The organism is Caldicellulosiruptor bescii DSM 6725 (genome assembly GCF_000022325.1).
GTDB lineage: Bacteria > Bacillota > Thermoanaerobacteria > Caldicellulosiruptorales > Caldicellulosiruptoraceae > Caldicellulosiruptor > Caldicellulosiruptor bescii.
In genome coordinates this window covers 1,572,457-1,589,430 of the sequence record NC_012034.1, presented here as the reverse complement: position 1 = coordinate 1,589,430, position 16,974 = coordinate 1,572,457, and the positions used below count along the sequence as shown (strand labels likewise).

Here is a 16,974-nt window from a genome sequence, read left to right as displayed (position 1 = left end):
ATGAGATATTGGGATGAACATATGGAGTGCATGGACAGAAGTACTTTGCAGGAGATTCAGCTCAAAAGACTTGTTGAGACTGTAAAAAGAGTATATACGAGCGTGCCGTATTACAGGCGAAAAATGCAAGAGCTTGGTATTATCCCTGAAGACATAAAGAGCTTGGACGACCTAAAGAAACTTCCATTTACTACAAAACAGGACTTGCGTGATAACTACCCGTATGGACTCTTTGCTGTACCTTTGAGCGAAATTGTAAGAATTCATGCTTCTTCTGGAACAACAGGCAAACCCACTGTTGTCGGATACACAAAACATGATATTGGTATTTGGTCTGAGGTTATGGCAAGGACACTTGTGGCAGCCGGAGCAGACAAACACTCGTTTGTCCAGATAGCATATGGCTATGGTCTTTTCACAGGTGGGCTTGGTGTTCACTACGGAGCAGAGCGGATTGGTGCATCAGTAATACCTATTTCATCTGGAAATACGAGAAGACAGATACAGATTATGGTTGATTTTGGAACAACAGTTTTGGCTTGCACACCTTCATATGCTCTCTATCTTGCTGAGACTATGGAAGAGATGGGAATTGACAAATCTCAGCTTAAGCTAAAGTCAGGGGTATTTGGTGCAGAGCCGTGGTCAGAAAACATGCGAAAAGAGATAGAATCAAAATTGAATATCAAGGCATACGATATATACGGTCTTTCAGAAATAATTGGACCTGGGGTTTCGTTTGAATGTGAATATCAGTGTGGAATGCATATAAATGAAGACCATTTCTTACCAGAAATAATCAATCCAGAAACAGGTGAAGTTTTGGGCGAGGGAGAATATGGTGAGCTTGTATTTACCACAATTACAAAAGAAGGACTTCCACTTATAAGATACAGAACACGAGACATAACTGCTCTTCACTATGATAGGTGCAAGTGTGGTAGAACATTAGTAAGGATGGAAAAGGTTATTGGTAGAACAGATGATATGATAATTATACGTGGTGTCAATGTCTTCCCATCTCAGATAGAAAGCGTCCTACTTGAGATGGGAGAAGTCGAGCCACATTATCAGCTGATTGTGGATAGGGTTAACAATCTTGATGTTCTTGAGGTTTTGGTAGAAGTTTCTGAAAGAATGTTTTCTGATGAGGTTAAAAAACTTGAACAGCTTGAGAAGAAAATAACAAAAGCTATTGAAGAGACTCTTGGAATTTCTGTAAAGGTTCGACTTGTTGAACCAAAGACAATTGAAAGAAGTGAAGGAAAGGCGAAAAGAGTTATTGACAAGAGAAAAATATAATTAAAAAAATGGGTATCTATATAATAGGTAAAGTGGTAAGTTTATGATTGTAGGAGGTAATTAAAATGTTTGTAAAGCAAATCTCAGTTTTTTTGGAAAACAAATCAGGCAGGCTTGCAGAAGTGACAGGGATATTAGGTAAGCACGATATAGACATCTCAGCTTTGTCAATTGCTGATACAACCGATTTTGGTATTTTGAGGCTGATTGTTAACAAGCCTGATTTAGCCTTGCAGGTTTTAAAAGAAAGTGGTTTTACAGTTTCAGCAACAGATGTAATTGCCATTGCTGTAGAAGACAAACCAGGAGGGCTTGCAAAGGTTCTTGAAATACTCTACAAAAAAGACATAGGGATAGAGTACATGTATGCTTTTGTCGGAAAGCTTAGTGACCAGGCTCTTGTTATACTAAAAGTAGAGAAAGCTGATGAGGCAATTGAAGTGCTAAAAGAAAACAATGTAAAAATACTTCCAGCTGAAGAGGTATATGCATTGTAATAATTTTATTCTACTAATTGAAAAGATGGGGAGGAAAGTTTTGGCTTTCCTCCCCGTTTTCTTATTGCTGATTTTTTGCCCTGTTTTGATAGTCCTGTATCATCTTTTTAACCATATATCCACCGACAGTCCCAGCTTGTTTTGCAGTGATGTTAGGATTGTAGTTGTCAAGAGTTACACCAACTTCGCTGGCAGTTTCCTGTTTTAATTTGTCAAGTTGAGGTGCTGCCTCTGGAACAAGTCTCTTTCTTCTTGGCATTTTAGTTTTCCTCCCTTTTTGTTGAAGAAGATTTTTGTTTCTGCTTTCAATAAAGAAGTGTGCACCAAGTATTAAAGAAATATTAAGAAAAAAATGGGAGACTTTAAGATATTATAATTTGACAAATAAAATGCTATAATAAAGCTTGTCAAATAAAAAAGTTTTGAGGGGGATAAAATTGGAAAGCAAAAACATTTATTATATAGATTTTGGAACACAGGCACGGTTTGTTGAAGAGATTGAAAAAATGAATACAGAGTATTACCTTGCAAATGGCAAAAATAAAAAATATCACATTGTGACATATGGCTGTCAGATGAACGTTCATGATTCTGAAAAATTAGCTGGAATGCTAAACGCAATGGGATACATTGAGACTGAAAACATTCAAGAAGCTGACTTGATAATATTTAACACATGCAGCGTGCGAGAACATGCAGAGTCAAGGGTATATGGAAATATTGGTCCTTTAAAGAGGCTAAAGGAAAAAAAGCCTGATTTGATAGTTGGTGTGTGCGGATGTATGCCGCAGCAGGTTGAAGTTGCACAAAAACTTGCAAAATTGTTTCCATTTCTGGATATAATATTTGGAACAAAAAGTCTTCATAAATTTCCGCAACTTCTTTACACTGCTATTACCGAGAAAAAAACTGTTATTGAGGTTTCAGAAGATGAGGATGTGGTTGTTGAGGGAATTCCAACTGCAAGAAGGCAAGGAGTTAGTGCATTTGTCAATATAATTTACGGATGTAACAACTTTTGTTCTTATTGCATAGTTCCATATGTCAGAGGAAGAGAAAGAAGCAGGCGACCTGAAGAGATTATTTATGAGATTGAACAGCTTGCTCAAAATGGAATAAAAGAAGTTACTCTTTTGGGGCAAAATGTTAATTCATATGGAAAAGACTTAGGAAATAGTATTACTTTCCCGAAGCTACTTGAAAAGGTAAATGAAATAAAAGGAATTGAGAGGATTAGATTTGTAACTTCTCATCCTAAGGATTTGTCAGACGAGCTTATTGTGGCTATGAGGGATTTGGAGAAAGTCTGTGAACATATACATCTACCAGTTCAGTCAGGGTCAACAAGGATATTGAAGGCTATGAACAGGCACTATACAAAAGAAGACTATCTTAGACTTGTTGAAAAGCTTAAAACAAATATTCCTGATATAGCAATTACTACTGACATTATTGTAGGTTTTCCGGGGGAGACAGACGAAGATTTTGAAGATACTCTTGATGTGTGCAGAAAAGTAGAGTTTGACTCTGCATATACCTTTATCTATTCGAAAAGAAGAGGGACACCGGCTGAAAAAATGCCAAATCAGGTTCCTGATGATATAAAATACCAAAGATTTCAACGTCTTGTAAAGCTTGTTGAAGAAATAGCTTTGAAAAAGAACAGGCAGATGCTTGGCAAAACATATGAAATTCTTATTGATAGTCACTCTAAGAGAAATAACTTGCTTGCTGGAAGAACAAGAACAAACAAGGTTGTCAATGTGAAATGTTCTGAGGAGTTTATGTTTAAGTTTGTCAATGTAAAGATATTTGAAGCTGCAGAGCATTGGCTGTATGGCGAGGTGATTTAGATTATGCAAGAGTTAACTCCTATGATGCAGCAATATATGGAAATAAAACAGAAGGTGAAAGATTGTATTTTATTTTTTAGGCTTGGCGATTTTTATGAGATGTTTTTTGAAGATGCGATTGTGGCGTCTAAAGAGCTTGAGATAGCTTTAACCAGCAGAGATTGTGGAAACAATGAAAAAGCTCCTATGTGCGGTGTGCCGTACCATTCTGCGACCAGTTACATTGCAAAGCTTATCGAAAAAGGTTACAAGGTTGCTATCTGCGAACAGGTGGAAGACCCAAAGCTTGCAAAGGGAATTGTTAAAAGGGAAATTACAAGAATAATAACTCCAGGCACATTTATTGACGATAATATTTCGACAGCCAATAATTTCATATGTTGTATATCAAAAGACAGATCTGAATTTGCCCTGACATTTGTAGATGTTTCAACTGGTGAGATGTACTCTTGCCTTCTTGAAGAGGACCTTCAGAAACTGGTAAATGAAATTGGCAAATACAGTCCCAGTGAAATTTTAATTTCAAATATAGAAGATGAGCTTTATGAATTTTTGAAGAAAAACTGCACTTCTTTTGTGCAGATGATAGAGTTTGTGGATTTACAAAAGTGCCATGAGATTATTGAAAATCAGATAAATGTTGGCAAAATAGATGAGAAGCTGATTTTGAGCGTAGGAAATTTGCTAAAATACTTAACAGAGACCCAAAAAATTTCCTTTGATTATATAAGGAGGTTTGAATTTTACAGAGTCCAAAACTATCTTCAAATTGACATAAACACAAAACGAAATTTGGAGCTCACAGAGAGTATTATTCAGCGCTCCAGAAAGAATAGCCTTCTTGGTATTTTGGATCAAACGAAGACTTCAATGGGTTCAAGGCTATTGAAAAAATGGATTGAAAGACCTCTTATTGACATTATTGAGATTAATAAAAGGCTTGATAGTGTTGAGGAGCTCAAATCAAACTATTCCACTTTAGTGCAGGTAGAAGAACTTTTGAGCAGAATGTATGATATAGAAAGACTTTCCTCAAAGTTTGCATATAAGAATGTGAATGCTAAAGATTTGCTGAGTCTAAAAAAGTCTATTGAAGTGTTGCCAACTTTAAAACAATTTCTTTCTTCATTTGATTCAGAATTATTAAAAGAGATTTATGAAGGTCTTGATACATTAGAAGATATATATGCGCTTATTGACAGTTCTATAAATGAGGATGCACCTGTGTCCCTAAAAGAGGGTGGAATAATTAAAGAGGGTTTTAACGAAGAAGTAGATAGGCTGAGAAATATATCTAAAAATAGCAAAGAGCTTTTAGTTGAGTATGAAGAAAAAGAGAGGAACCTCACAGGTATAAAAAATCTCAGAATTGGTTATAACAAGGTTTTTGGATACTATATTGAGGTGACCAAGTCAAACTACTCTCTTGTTCCTGACAGATACATTCGGAAACAAACTCTTGCAAATGCAGAGAGGTATATAACAGAGGAACTCAAAAAATTGGAAGATGAAATATTGGGTGCTGATCAAAAACTTATCGAACTTGAATACCAGCTTTTTTGCGAAATAAGGGATAGGATTGAGGCTCAGATTGAAAGAATTCAAAAGACAGCAAGCAATATTGCCAACTTGGATGTTCTGTGTTCATTTGCCCGTATTGCAATTGACAATGAGTATGTCAGGCCAAATGTTTACTTAGGGGATAGAATATATATTAAGAACGGTAGACACCCAGTTGTTGAAAAGATGATAGGCAGGGGCAATTTCATTCCAAATGACACTGAACTTGATCAGGCAGAAAACAGAGTTTTGATTATAACTGGTCCAAATATGGCTGGTAAGTCTACATACATGAGACAGGTAGCCTTAATTGTCATAATGGCACAGATGGGATGTTTTGTACCTGCTGATGAGGCACACATTGGTGTAGTTGATAAAATCTTTTCACGGATAGGGGCATCTGATGATATTTCATCTGGGCAGAGTACCTTCATGGTGGAGATGTCAGAAGTTGCGAACATATTGAAAAATGCAACGCCAAAAAGCCTTATAATTTTTGACGAGGTTGGAAGAGGAACAAGCACATATGATGGACTTTCCATAGCATGGGCAGTTTTAGAGTATGTTGCTGATAAATCTAAAATTGGTGCAAAAACCCTTTTTGCAACTCATTACCATGAGTTAACAGAGCTTGAAGAGAGGATTCCAGGTGTAAAAAACTATAGGGTTGATGTCAAGGAGGAGGGCAAAAACATTATATTTTTAAGGAAAATTGTTAGAGGTGGATGTGACTCAAGTTATGGGATTCATGTTGCACGGCTTGCTGGAATTCCAGAAGAGGTATTAAAAAGGGCTGAGGAAATTCTAAAACAGCTTGAAGAAGCTGATATAAATAGGAAAAATATCAGAAAACTCAGAAGAGAAATCAAAAAGGAGTTTACTGAGCAGATAGATTTTTTTTCCTATAAAAAAGAAGAGATAATAGACAAAATTGAGAAACTTGATATTTTAAATATAACTCCTATCCAGGCTTTAAACATTTTAAGTGAGCTCAAACATGAAATAATTAAAGCCAAAGAGAGGCAATTGATATGAGAGAGCTTTACAAACTTCCTGAACAGTTAACTCACATCTTGGCAGCGGGTGAGGTTGTAGAAAGACCGGCATCCTGCCTTAAAGAACTTTTGGAAAATTCAATAGATGCAGGAGCAAATTTAATTGATGTTAAAATAGAAAAAGGTGGTATGAAGAGAATTGAGGTATATGATAATGGGAAGGGAATTCACCCTGATGACATTGAATATGTGTTTGAAAGACATACAACCAGCAAGATAAAATCTTTTGAGGATATATTTAGCATCAAAACAATGGGATTTAGAGGGGAAGCGCTCTGTGCAATATCAAGCGTATCAAAGGTGACACTTGTTTCTAAGCATTTAGAAGAAGAACAAGGGTGCATGGTAAAAGTAGAAGGTGGGAAAGTCCTTTCTAAAAGTTTTTGTCCTTTTAAAGAGGGGACAAGAATTGTTGTTGAAGATATTTTTTACAATACTCCTGCAAGGTTAAAATTTTTAAAATCTCCAACAACTGAACAAAAGTATTGTCTTGAGGTGGTAGAAAAGATTGCAATTGCATGGCCGGAGATTTCATTTCGGGCAGAGGCAGATGGCAAAAGACAAATTTTTACACCAGGAGATAATAAGATTGAATCTGCCATTGGTTCTATATTTGGGATAGAAATAGTAAAAAATCTTGTTGAATTTTCTCTTGAGAAAGAATCTTTAAAAGTTTGGGGTTATTTTGTAAACCCCACTGTGAGCAGAGCTACACGCTCAGGTTATCATTTTTATGTCAACCGAAGATATATCAAAAGCAAACTTCTTTCATCGTGCATTGATGAGGCATTTAAGAATTCGGTCATCACAGGTAGATTTCCAATAGTTTTTCTTTTTATACAAATTCCGCCTTCTGAGATTGATGTCAATGTGCATCCATCAAAACTCGAAATAAAGTTCAGAGATGAAAGATTTGTTTACAATACCATTTATAAAGCTATAACAGATTCGTTGAAATCGGAAAAAATGATTCCTAAAGCTGATTTAAGTAAAGCTAATGTTGGAAATGATGCTGTTGCTGAGCGAAAACAAACTGGAGTTTTATCTGATAACTTAAAAAATGATATATCTTTAGTTATCTCAGAGCAGCCAAATTTCTTTGGAATGTTTTCAAGGAGTGAAGAGATTGTAATTGAGCAACAGGGCTTTGAAAACTTTGATGCAGGAAACTACAAGATTGTTGGTTACGCTTTTGATACCTATATAATTGTGCAAGGCGATGACAGCTTATACCTTATTGACCAGCACGCGGTGCACGAAAGAAGATTATTTGAAGATTTTAAAAGCCAAATTTATTCTTCAAATGTTCAAAGCCAAGTGTTGGTTTCTCCTGTTATTGTTCAGATTCCATCTTCACGAAAAGAGTTTGTGATTTCAAACCGAGCTATCTTTCAAAAGATGGGTTTTGAAATTGAGGATTTTGGGAAAAATGAAATATTAGTGAGGACATGGCCTGCTATACTGACTGAGAACATCGAAAAAATGTTTTTAATTGACATAATAGAGATGATATACGAACAAATGGTTGAAGATAAGAGTCTTGTAGGAATTTCTGAGGACCTGCTAAAAAGAATTGCTTGCAGAGCAGCAGTAAAAGGAAATAGTAAAATTTCAGACTTAGAAAAAAAAGAAATAGTTGAACTTGTGCTAATCAAAAAAGAAATTTTTCACTGTCCGCATGGAAGACCAGTGGTAGTAGAGATTTCTAAGAGAGAAATTGAAAAAATGTTCAAAAGAATTGTATAAATATCAGCGCAGGTGAAAGAATAATGGAGAAAATACCTTTAATTGTTATTGCAGGACTTACTGCCACGGGTAAAACAGATGTTGCAGTGGAGCTGGCTCAGCTTGTAAATGGCGAGATTGTGTCTGCAGATTCGATGTGTGTATACAAGCTTATGGATATTGGTACAGCAAAGCCTACAAAGGAGCAAAGAGAAGCTGTCAGACATCATGTTATTGATGTAGTATTTCCAGATGAGGACTATAATGTGGCGATGTTTCAAAAGGATGCAACGAATGCAATTTTGGATATTTATAAAAGAGGTAAGGTGCCTTTGCTTGTGGGCGGCACTGGCTTTTATATAAAGTCAGTTGTGGACGATATTGAATTTCCTGAGATGGGGGATTCAAAACAAGTTAGAAAAAAGCTTTTCGATGAGCTTAATAATAAAGGCAATATGTATCTTTACGAACTTCTTAAAGAAATAGACAAAGATGCTGCAAATTCTGTTCATCCAAACAATGTAAAAAGGGTGATAAGATATTTAGAAATCTATTTTTTGACTGGCAAAAAACCAACAGAGTTTTTAGACAAGGTAAGAAGAAAGGGAAGCGAAAGGTATAATGTATTGCCTCTGTGTTTTATAATGGAAAGAGAAGCTCTCTGGCAGAGAATTGACCAGCGGGTTGAAAAGATGTTTGATATGGGACTTGCAGATGAAGTAAAGATGCTTCTTGATATGGGATATTCAAAGGATTTAAAATCTATGCAGGGGCTTGGATATAAGCAGGTAATACCGTATGTTGAAGGGAAGATTTCTTTGCAAGAGGCGAAAGAAGAGCTTAAAATAAGGACAAGACAGTTTGCTAAAAGGCAGAGGATTTGGTTTAAATATCAGGGAGAATTTGTATTTTTGGATGTGACAGGTATGAGGTTTGAAGAAGTTGTGAAAAAATGTTTTGAACTTTGCAAAAGTGTGGTATAATTTAAGAAAAACATATAAAAATTATAATATAAAAAACTTTTAAGTTTGGGGAGGAATACATAAAGTGGCGAAAGGAAGTTTAAACTTGCAGGACTTATTTTTAAATCAGTTAAGAAAAGAAAAAGTGAATGTTACAATTTTTCTGCTCAGCGGTTTTCAGTTAAAAGGAGTTATCAAGGGTTTTGATAACTTTACATTGATTGTAGAGACTGACAATAACAAGCAGCAACTAATTTACAAGCACGCTATATCTTCAATCATGCCCTCAAAGCCAATAAACTATATGGCTCAGGCACAGAATAATCAACAAGCTTCTCAACAATCAAATAATAATCAAGGTTAAGAGACAAAATAGAACGCACAATTTCAAAAGAAAGCTCATGAACGAGTGTTTCATGAGCTTTCTTTAATTTTTGACAATCAGAATTTAAAAGAGAGGTGCCAATGGTATTGAAGATAGATATCGAGGCATTAAAAAAATTTTATAATTTTTCTCATGATTTACTAAGCTTAACAGAGCAAGCTTTAGAAGATTTAAAAGAGAATTTCGAATATATAGAGGAAATAAAATCCTTCAATCAGCTAAAGGTTTTAAATGCTTTTCACCACAGCAGGCTTTCATACACTCATCTGAATAAGACAGATGGATATGGATACTCAGATAGCGGGCGAGATGTGATTGAAAAAATCTTTGCACAGGTTTTCGGATGTGAGGATGCACTTGTTCGAATCCAATTTATTTCTGGGACACAGGCAATTGCAACAATGCTATTTGCTCTGCTCAGGCCGGGTGATATCCTTCTTTCAATCTGCGGAAAACCATATGATACATTACAAAAGGTGATAGGAATAAAAGAGGGTGGATATGGAAGCCTTATTGAATTTGGAATAAAATACCAAGAAATCGATTTGAAGAAAAATGACTTTGACTTTGGGAAAATAGAGAATGCTTTAAAAGAAAATTTTATAAAAGTAGTTTTCATTCAACGTTCACGGGGATATTCGTTGAGAGAATCAATTTCAATTGAAAAGTTAGAAAAGGTAATTAACTATATAAAATCTATTTCTCCACAAACATTTGTTGTAGTTGACAACTGTTACGGTGAATTTGTGGAAAAATTGGAACCAACCGAAATAGGAGCAGACTTGATAGCAGGTTCACTTATCAAAAATCCTGGTGGAACAATTGCTTCGTGTGGCGGCTATATCGCAGGGAAAAAAGAACTTGTTGAAATGTGTGCAGATAGGCTGAATTCTCCCGGCATGGGAAAAGAAGTTGGACCGTCTCTTGGATTTAACAAAGAGATTTTACAAGGACTTTTATTCTCACCATATCTTGTTGCTGAAAGCTTGAAAGTGGCTATATTTGCTTCATATATAATGGAAAAGTTAGGATATGAGGTTTTACCAAGATTTAATGAAAAAAGAACAGATATAATTCAGACAATTGTGTTTAAAAACCAATACGAACTTATAAGATTTTGTCAAGGGGTGCAAAAAGGCTGTCCTGTCGACAGCAATGTTTTGCCTGAACCTTGGGATATGCCGGGATATTCTCATAAAGTAATAATGGCAGCAGGCGGATTTGTACAGGGTACGTCTTTGGAACTTTCTTGTGATGCGCCAATCAGAGAGCCTTTTGCCGCATACCTTCAAGGTAGTTCTTCATTTGAAACTGGGCTTGTTGGGATTTTGCATGCTATAGAAAATATCAGGAGGATGTAATTGCTACATCCTCCTGATAAGTCCTATTACTTTGCCAAGGATTTTTACGTCTTTGACGATAATTGGTTCCATAGCCTTATTTTCTGGTTGAAGTCTTATATGGTCGTGTTCTTTATAGAATCTTTTTACTGTTGCTTCATCATCAATTAAGGCAACAACAATATCTCCATTTTCAGCTACATTTTGTCTTCTGACAATTATTATATCATTGTCGAAAATTCCTGCCTCAATCATGCTATCTCCCCTAACTCGGAGTAAGAATGCATCTTCTGTCCCAACAAGGTCGTACGGCAGGGTCATAGTTTCTTCTATATTTTCCACTGCTAAGATTGGTTCACCTGCTGTTACCTTTCCTACGAGAGGAAGTTGAACAACATTTCTGTGAACATAAAATTCTTCATCTACTATTTCTATGGCTCTTGGTTTGGATGGGTCGCGTCTAATATAACCTTTCTTTTCAAGTCGTGTCAGGTGACCATGGACTGTTGAGGTAGACTTCAGACCTGTTGCCTCACAAATTTCCCTCACCGCAGGAGGGTAGCCTTTTTCCTTGATTCTCTTTTTGATAAACTCTAATATTTCCTCTTGCTTTTTTGTAAGCTGTTTTTTCATAATACTTATTTCCCCTTCTTTAAGCATTATTATTTTGAGATAATTATAACACAAAAACATACATTCTTCAAACTTTTGTTTAGTATTTTAAGGCGGAAATTTATTTTAAAAGTAAAATAATTCTTGTATACAAGATACAATTTGTTTTATAATATATAAGGTGCAATATGTCAAATAATAAACGAAAGGAGTATTAAAAAATGGCATTTATTGATACAATCATAGAAAAAGCAAAATCAGATATAAAAACAATTGTACTACCCGAAAGCTACGAAGAAAGAAATTTAAAGGCTGCTTCTATAGCTTTGAAAGAAAAGATAGCTAAGATAGTTTTGATTGGCAAAGAAGATGAGATAAAAAAAGAGGCAACAAAGTTTGGTGCAGATGTAGATGAAGCTATTTTTATTGACCCAGACAATTTTGATAGATTTGATGAATTTGTAAATGAATTTTATGAACTAAGAAAAAACAAGGGTGTAACATTGGAAGATGCAAAAAAGTTTATGAAAGACCCGATGTATTTTGGTGTTATGCTTGTGTACAAAGGTTTGGCAGATGGTATGGTGTCTGGTGCTATTCACTCAACAGCAGATACATTAAGACCGGCTCTGCAGATATTAAAAACTGCACCTGGGGTAAAACTTGTTTCAAGCTTCTTTATTATGGTTGTACCAAACTGCGAATATGGTGAAAATGGAGTTTTTGTATATGCTGATGCAGGTTTGAATCCAAATCCAACAGCAGAAGAGCTTGCTGATATAGCTATTACATCTGCAAAGAGCTTTGAAGCTTTAGTTGGTAAAACTCCAAAAGTAGCAATGCTTTCATATTCAACCAAAGGTTCTGCAAAGTCTGAGATGGTTGACAAGGTTGTTGAGGCAACAAGGATTGCAAAAGAGAAAGCACCAGACATTTTAATAGATGGCGAACTTCAAGCAGACGCAGCAATAGTTCCTTCTGTTGCAAAGCTGAAAGCGCCAGGAAGTCCTGTTGCAGGACAAGCAAATGTTCTAATCTTCCCTGATTTGGATGCTGGCAACATTGCATACAAACTTACAGAAAGGCTTGCAAAAGCAGAAGCGTACGGACCTATTACCCAGGGAATAGCAAAACCTGTAAATGATTTGTCCCGAGGTTGCAAAGCTGAAGACATTGTGGGGGTTATTGCTATTACTGCTGTACAGGCTATGATGAAATAAATTATTGATAGAAGGGGAATGTGGAAATGAAGGTTTTAGTATTAAATTCAGGAAGTTCATCTTTAAAGTATCAATTTATTGATACCGATACAGAGGTTGCTCTTTGTAAAGGTGTTGTTGACAGGATTGGTTTGCCGGGGGCATTTATTAGACATCAAAAGAATGGTCAAGAGATTGTAAAAGAACAGGAAATAAATGACCACAATGTTGCTATTAAGCTTGTGTTAGAGATGCTTACACATGAAGAAGCTGGTATTATCCATTCCATGGATGAAATTGATGCAATTGGTCACAGGGTTGTTCATGGTGGGGAATATTTTAGTGATGCGGTAATTGTCAATGAAGAGGTAAAGAAAGCAATAAGGGAATGTATTGAACTTGCGCCTCTTCACAATCCTGCTAATTTAATGGGGATTGAAGCATGTGAAAAAGAGATTCCTGGGAAACCTAATGTGGCTGTATTTGATACAGCATTTCATCAAACAATGCCAAGATATGCGTATATGTATTCGCTTCCATATGAGGTGTATGAAAAATATAAAATTAGAAAATATGGATTCCATGGAACATCACACAAATATGTTGCAATTAAAGCTGCAGAGTACTTAAGAAGACCTCTTGAGGAGTTAAAACTTATAACATGTCATCTTGGAAATGGTTCGAGTGTATGTGCAATAAAGTACGGAAAATCAGTTGATACAAGCATGGGATTTACTCCTTTGGCTGGTCTTGCAATGGGAACAAGAAGCGGAACAATTGACCCTGCTGTGATACTCTATCTTATGGAAAAAGAAAAAATGGATGTAAAGCAGATGAATGATTTTCTGAATAAAAAGTCGGGTGTGCTTGGTATATCAGGTGTGAGCAGTGACTTTAGAGATTTAGAAAAAGCTGCAAATGAGGGTAATGAAAGAGCACAGCTTGCAATTGACATGTTCTGTTACAGGGTTAAAAAGTATATTGGTGAGTACGCAGCGGTCTTGGGTGGAGTAGATGCAATAATATTTACTGCTGGAATAGGTGAAAATAATGCTCTTGTGAGAGATAAATGTTTGACTGATTTAGAGTATATGGGTGTCCTGTACGATAGAGAAAGAAACTTCAATGTAGAAAAAGGCAAGGTTTTTGAAATAAACAAACCTGAGAGTAAGGTAAAGGTTTTAATAGTTCCTACAAATGAGGAACTTATGATTGCAAGAGAGACAAAAAGACTTCTTTCAAAATAAGCTTTCATGAAAAAGATAGGGGGTTGCAAATATAAGAAGAAAAACAAAAGCTTTTTATGCAACCCCCTATTGTTTATTATTCTTTTTTCCACAATCCATGTAAATTGCAGTATTCATACGCCACTACATTCTCAGCCGAGACCTCAAACAATGCCTTTGGTTCATCACCTGGTTTTAAATATTTTCTGTAGACTTTATCGTCGGCAATAAGTTCTATCCACATGATGTAGTGTTTTTCTTCCATTGGATGAGCAACTTCACCTACTTTGACCAAGATGCCCTCTTCTGTCTTTTCGATAACAGGGACATGCTTTTCTAAACTTGCATCAACTGTGTTAGCTTCAAGCAGCGTCATAGGTTGTCCACAGCATACAAGCTGGCCACCACCCGCATACAAAACCTCTACTATGTTTCCACAGACTTCACATTTGTATACATTTCCTCTTTTAATCATTGATTAAGACCCTCCCTTGTAAAAATTAATTTTTTAAATTACAATTACTTTATACCCACCAAATTAATATTCCTAACACAAAGTTTGAAACAAAATTAAAATTGAAATAATATAAAATATGAAATAAAAACATTTTAAGGGGGATGTGAAAGTGCAAAAAGTATATAATCCGAAAGAGGTAGAAGACAGGCTCTACAAAATGTGGCTTGATAAAAAGTATTTCCATGCAAAGATTGATTATTCAAAAAAACCTTTTACAATTGTTATTCCACCTCCAAATATTACAGGGCAGTTACATATGGGCCATGCACTGAACAATACCATCCAAGATATTCTTATTAGGTTCAAAAGAATGCAGGGATACTGTGCACTTTGGCTTCCTGGTACTGACCATGCAAGCATTGCAACAGAGGCAAAGATTGTTGAAAAGATGAAAGAAGAAGGCTTAACGAAGGAGATGATAGGGCGAGAGAAGTTTTTAGAGCGTGCGTGGGAGTGGAAAAGAGTATATGGTGGCAGGATTATTGAACAACTCAAGAAACTGGGGGCATCTTGTGACTGGGACAGAGAAAGGTTCACAATGGACGAAGGACTTTCAAATGCTGTAAAAGAAGTTTTTGTAAGACTTTATGAAAAAGGACTTATATATAAAGGCGAGAGGATGATTAACTGGTGTCCAACCTGCCACACTACAATTTCTGATGCCGAAGTTGAATATGAGGAGAAAAAAGGAAAGCTCTACTATATAAAATACCCTGCAAAAGATAATTCGTACTATGTGATTGTGGCTACAACAAGGCCTGAAACAATGCTGGGTGATACTGCCGTTGCAGTAAACCCTAATGACCAAAGATACAAGCATTTGATTGGGAAGACAGTTGTGCTTCCTCTTGTGAATAGAGAAATACCAATAATTGCAGACGATTATGTTGACATGGAATTTGGAACAGGTGTTGTAAAGATAACTCCTGCCCATGACCCGAACGACTTTGAGATTGGGCAAAAACACAACCTTCCAATGGTTCAGGTGATAGACACAAAAGGGTATATGAACGAAAATGCAGGAAAATATGCAGGGCAGGAGAGGTATGAAGCAAGAAAGAATATTGTAAAGGACTTAAAAGATCTTGGTCTTCTTGTGAAAGAAGAGGACTATACTCACAATGTGGGACACTGTTATAGATGTTCAACTGTAATAGAGCCTCTTGTCTCAAAACAGTGGTTTGTCAAGATGAAACCTTTAGCAGAGCCTGCAATAAAAGTTGTGAAGGAAGGAAAGATTAAATTTATACCTGAAAGATTTGAAAAGATATACTTTAACTGGATGGAGAATATAAAAGACTGGTGTATATCAAGACAGCTGTGGTGGGGGCACAGAATTCCTGCTTATTATTGCCGTGATTGCGAAAATATGATGGTCAGCAGAGAAGAAGTAAAGGTATGTTCAAAATGCGGTTCTACCAACGTGTATCAAGATGAGGACACGCTTGACACTTGGTTTTCGTCTGCTCTGTGGCCATTTTCTACGCTTGGCTGGCCTGAGGAGACAGAAGACCTGAAGTATTTCTACCCAACAGATGTTTTGGTAACTGCATATGATATCATTTTCTTCTGGGTTGCAAGGATGATTTTTTCTGGTTTAGAGCATATGGGTAAAGAACCCTTTAAGTATGTTTTGATACACGGTATTGTAAGAGATGCTCAGGGGAGAAAGATGAGCAAATCCTTGGGCAATGGTATAGATCCCCTTGAGGTAATAGAAAAGTACGGTGCTGACGCGCTCAGATTTACACTTGTCACTGGTATATCTCCTGGAAATGACACAAGATTTCATATGGAAAAGGTTGAAGCTAATAGAAACTTTGCAAACAAGATTTGGAATGCTGCAAGATTTGTGATCATGAACCTTGACATTGACACAAGTTTTAAACCTGATGAAAGCAAGTTTACATTTACCGAAAGATGGATTCTTTCCAGGCTTGATACACTTATCAGCGAAGTTACAGAAAACCTTGAAAAGTTTGAAATTGGGATTGCTGCTCAAAAGTTATATGACTTTATATGGGATGAATTTTGCGATTGGTATATTGAAATGTCTAAACCAATACTTTACAATAAAGAAGCCGAGAACAATAAAGAAGTTCAATATGTATTGTTGACAGTATTAACAAATGTTCTGAAACTATTGCATCCGTTTATGCCATTTGTAACAGAGGAAATTTATTTGAACCTTCCACATGTTGAAGAGAGTCTTGTGATAGCAACCTGGCCAAAGCCAAGGGGATATCAATTTACTGAAGACATTCAAATGGTTGAAAAACTTATAGAACTCATAAGAAGTCTGAGAAATTTGAGATTAGAGAAAAACATCAAGCCTGATATCAAGCCTAAGGTATATATAAAGACTGATGACCTTTCAATGGCAAATCAATTGAGCTTATGGGAGATTTACCTCAAAAGACTTGCAAATTTTGATCAGGTTATAATCTCAAATGAAGCTCCAGAAGATAGCGTAGCTTTAGTACTGTCTTGGGGAGTTGCGTATGTGAAATTGAAAGAAATAGTTGATGTTCAAGCAGAGCTTAAAAGACTACTTGATGAAAAGGAAAGACTTTTAAAAGAGGTTGAGAGATCTGAGAAACTGCTGAACAATCAAAACTTTTTACAAAAAGCACCTGAAAAGGTTGTAAATGAAGAAAAAGAAAAATACGAGAGATACAAGCAGATGCTTCTTTCAGTTGTACAGCAGATAGAAAGATTAGAAAGTCTCAGGTGATGTTAAG

At 36.0% G+C, this 16,974-nt stretch carries 14 protein-coding genes; 11 read left to right on the top strand and 3 right to left on the bottom strand.

Annotated features, from left to right (window positions below):
- Together ATHE_RS07500 and ATHE_RS07495 are read left to right on the top strand one after the other, a co-directional pair.
- Positions 1-1,302: a phenylacetate--CoA ligase family protein gene (locus ATHE_RS07500; RefSeq protein WP_015907957.1), complete on the top strand. Its 1,302-nt coding sequence runs from the start codon at positions 1-3 to the stop codon at positions 1,300-1,302.
- A 65-nt stretch (positions 1,303-1,367) separates the two neighbouring features.
- The gene (locus ATHE_RS07495) at positions 1,368-1,799 is read left to right on the top strand and encodes an ACT domain-containing protein (protein WP_015907956.1); all 432 of its coding nucleotides are present in this window, start codon (positions 1,368-1,370) and stop codon (positions 1,797-1,799) included.
- A 61-nt stretch (positions 1,800-1,860) separates the two neighbouring features.
- On the opposite strand, the gene ATHE_RS07490 is transcribed toward ATHE_RS07495, so the two are convergent.
- Positions 1,861-2,058, bottom strand: a complete 198-nt coding sequence (locus ATHE_RS07490; protein ID WP_013403131.1) for an alpha/beta-type small acid-soluble spore protein — start codon at positions 2,056-2,058, stop codon at positions 1,861-1,863.
- A gap of 178 nt (positions 2,059-2,236) precedes the next feature.
- Here ATHE_RS07490 and miaB point away from each other — a divergent pair, with 178 nt between their 5' ends.
- From miaB to ATHE_RS07460, 6 genes are all read left to right on the top strand, one after another.
- Positions 2,237-3,652 (top strand): tRNA (N6-isopentenyl adenosine(37)-C2)-methylthiotransferase MiaB, encoded by a 1,416-nt coding sequence (miaB, locus tag ATHE_RS07485; RefSeq protein WP_015907955.1) that lies wholly within the window; start codon positions 2,237-2,239, stop codon positions 3,650-3,652.
- Between the two features lie 3 nt (positions 3,653-3,655).
- On the top strand, positions 3,656-6,247 hold the full coding sequence (mutS, locus tag ATHE_RS07480; RefSeq protein WP_015907954.1) for a DNA mismatch repair protein MutS: 2,592 nt from the start codon (positions 3,656-3,658) through the stop codon (positions 6,245-6,247).
- Entirely contained in the window at positions 6,244-8,013 is a 1,770-nt protein-coding gene (gene mutL / locus ATHE_RS07475) for a DNA mismatch repair endonuclease MutL (RefSeq protein WP_015907953.1), read from the top strand. Before mutS ends, mutL begins: the two co-directional genes overlap by 4 nt.
- A gap of 23 nt (positions 8,014-8,036) precedes the next feature.
- Positions 8,037-8,975 carry a tRNA (adenosine(37)-N6)-dimethylallyltransferase MiaA gene (miaA, locus tag ATHE_RS07470; RefSeq protein ID WP_015907952.1) on the top strand — a complete coding sequence of 313 codons (939 nt, stop codon included), beginning with the start codon at positions 8,037-8,039 and terminating at the stop codon, positions 8,973-8,975.
- Positions 8,976-9,039: 64 nt separating this feature from the next.
- The gene (gene hfq, locus ATHE_RS07465; RefSeq protein WP_015907951.1) at positions 9,040-9,318 is read left to right on the top strand and encodes an RNA chaperone Hfq; all 279 of its coding nucleotides are present in this window, start codon (positions 9,040-9,042) and stop codon (positions 9,316-9,318) included.
- 101 nt (positions 9,319-9,419) lie between these two features.
- Positions 9,420-10,700 carry a methionine gamma-lyase family protein gene (locus ATHE_RS07460; RefSeq protein WP_015907950.1) on the top strand — a complete coding sequence of 427 codons (1,281 nt, stop codon included), beginning with the start codon at positions 9,420-9,422 and terminating at the stop codon, positions 10,698-10,700.
- Between the two features lie 3 nt (positions 10,701-10,703).
- On the opposite strand, the gene lexA is transcribed toward ATHE_RS07460, so the two are convergent.
- On the bottom strand, positions 10,704-11,312 hold the full coding sequence (lexA, locus tag ATHE_RS07455) for a transcriptional repressor LexA (protein WP_013430187.1): 609 nt from the start codon (positions 11,310-11,312) through the stop codon (positions 10,704-10,706).
- 200 nt (positions 11,313-11,512) lie between these two features.
- Between lexA and pta the strand changes: the two genes are divergently transcribed.
- Together pta and ATHE_RS07445 are read left to right on the top strand one after the other, a co-directional pair.
- The gene (pta, locus tag ATHE_RS07450) at positions 11,513-12,511 is read left to right on the top strand and encodes a phosphate acetyltransferase (RefSeq protein ID WP_015907948.1); all 999 of its coding nucleotides are present in this window, start codon (positions 11,513-11,515) and stop codon (positions 12,509-12,511) included.
- A 26-nt stretch (positions 12,512-12,537) separates the two neighbouring features.
- Positions 12,538-13,737, top strand: a complete 1,200-nt coding sequence (locus ATHE_RS07445) for an acetate kinase (protein WP_013430189.1) — start codon at positions 12,538-12,540, stop codon at positions 13,735-13,737.
- Between the two features lie 76 nt (positions 13,738-13,813).
- Here the strand turns inward: ATHE_RS07445 and ATHE_RS07440 are convergent, their stop codons facing one another.
- On the bottom strand, positions 13,814-14,191 hold the full coding sequence (locus ATHE_RS07440) for a desulfoferrodoxin (RefSeq protein ID WP_013430190.1): 378 nt from the start codon (positions 14,189-14,191) through the stop codon (positions 13,814-13,816).
- Between the two features lie 151 nt (positions 14,192-14,342).
- Between ATHE_RS07440 and ATHE_RS07435 the strand changes: the two genes are divergently transcribed.
- Positions 14,343-16,967, top strand: coding sequence for a valine--tRNA ligase (locus tag ATHE_RS07435; RefSeq protein WP_015907947.1), 2,625 nt, complete (start codon positions 14,343-14,345; stop codon positions 16,965-16,967).
- Positions 16,968-16,974 lie beyond the last annotated feature (7 nt).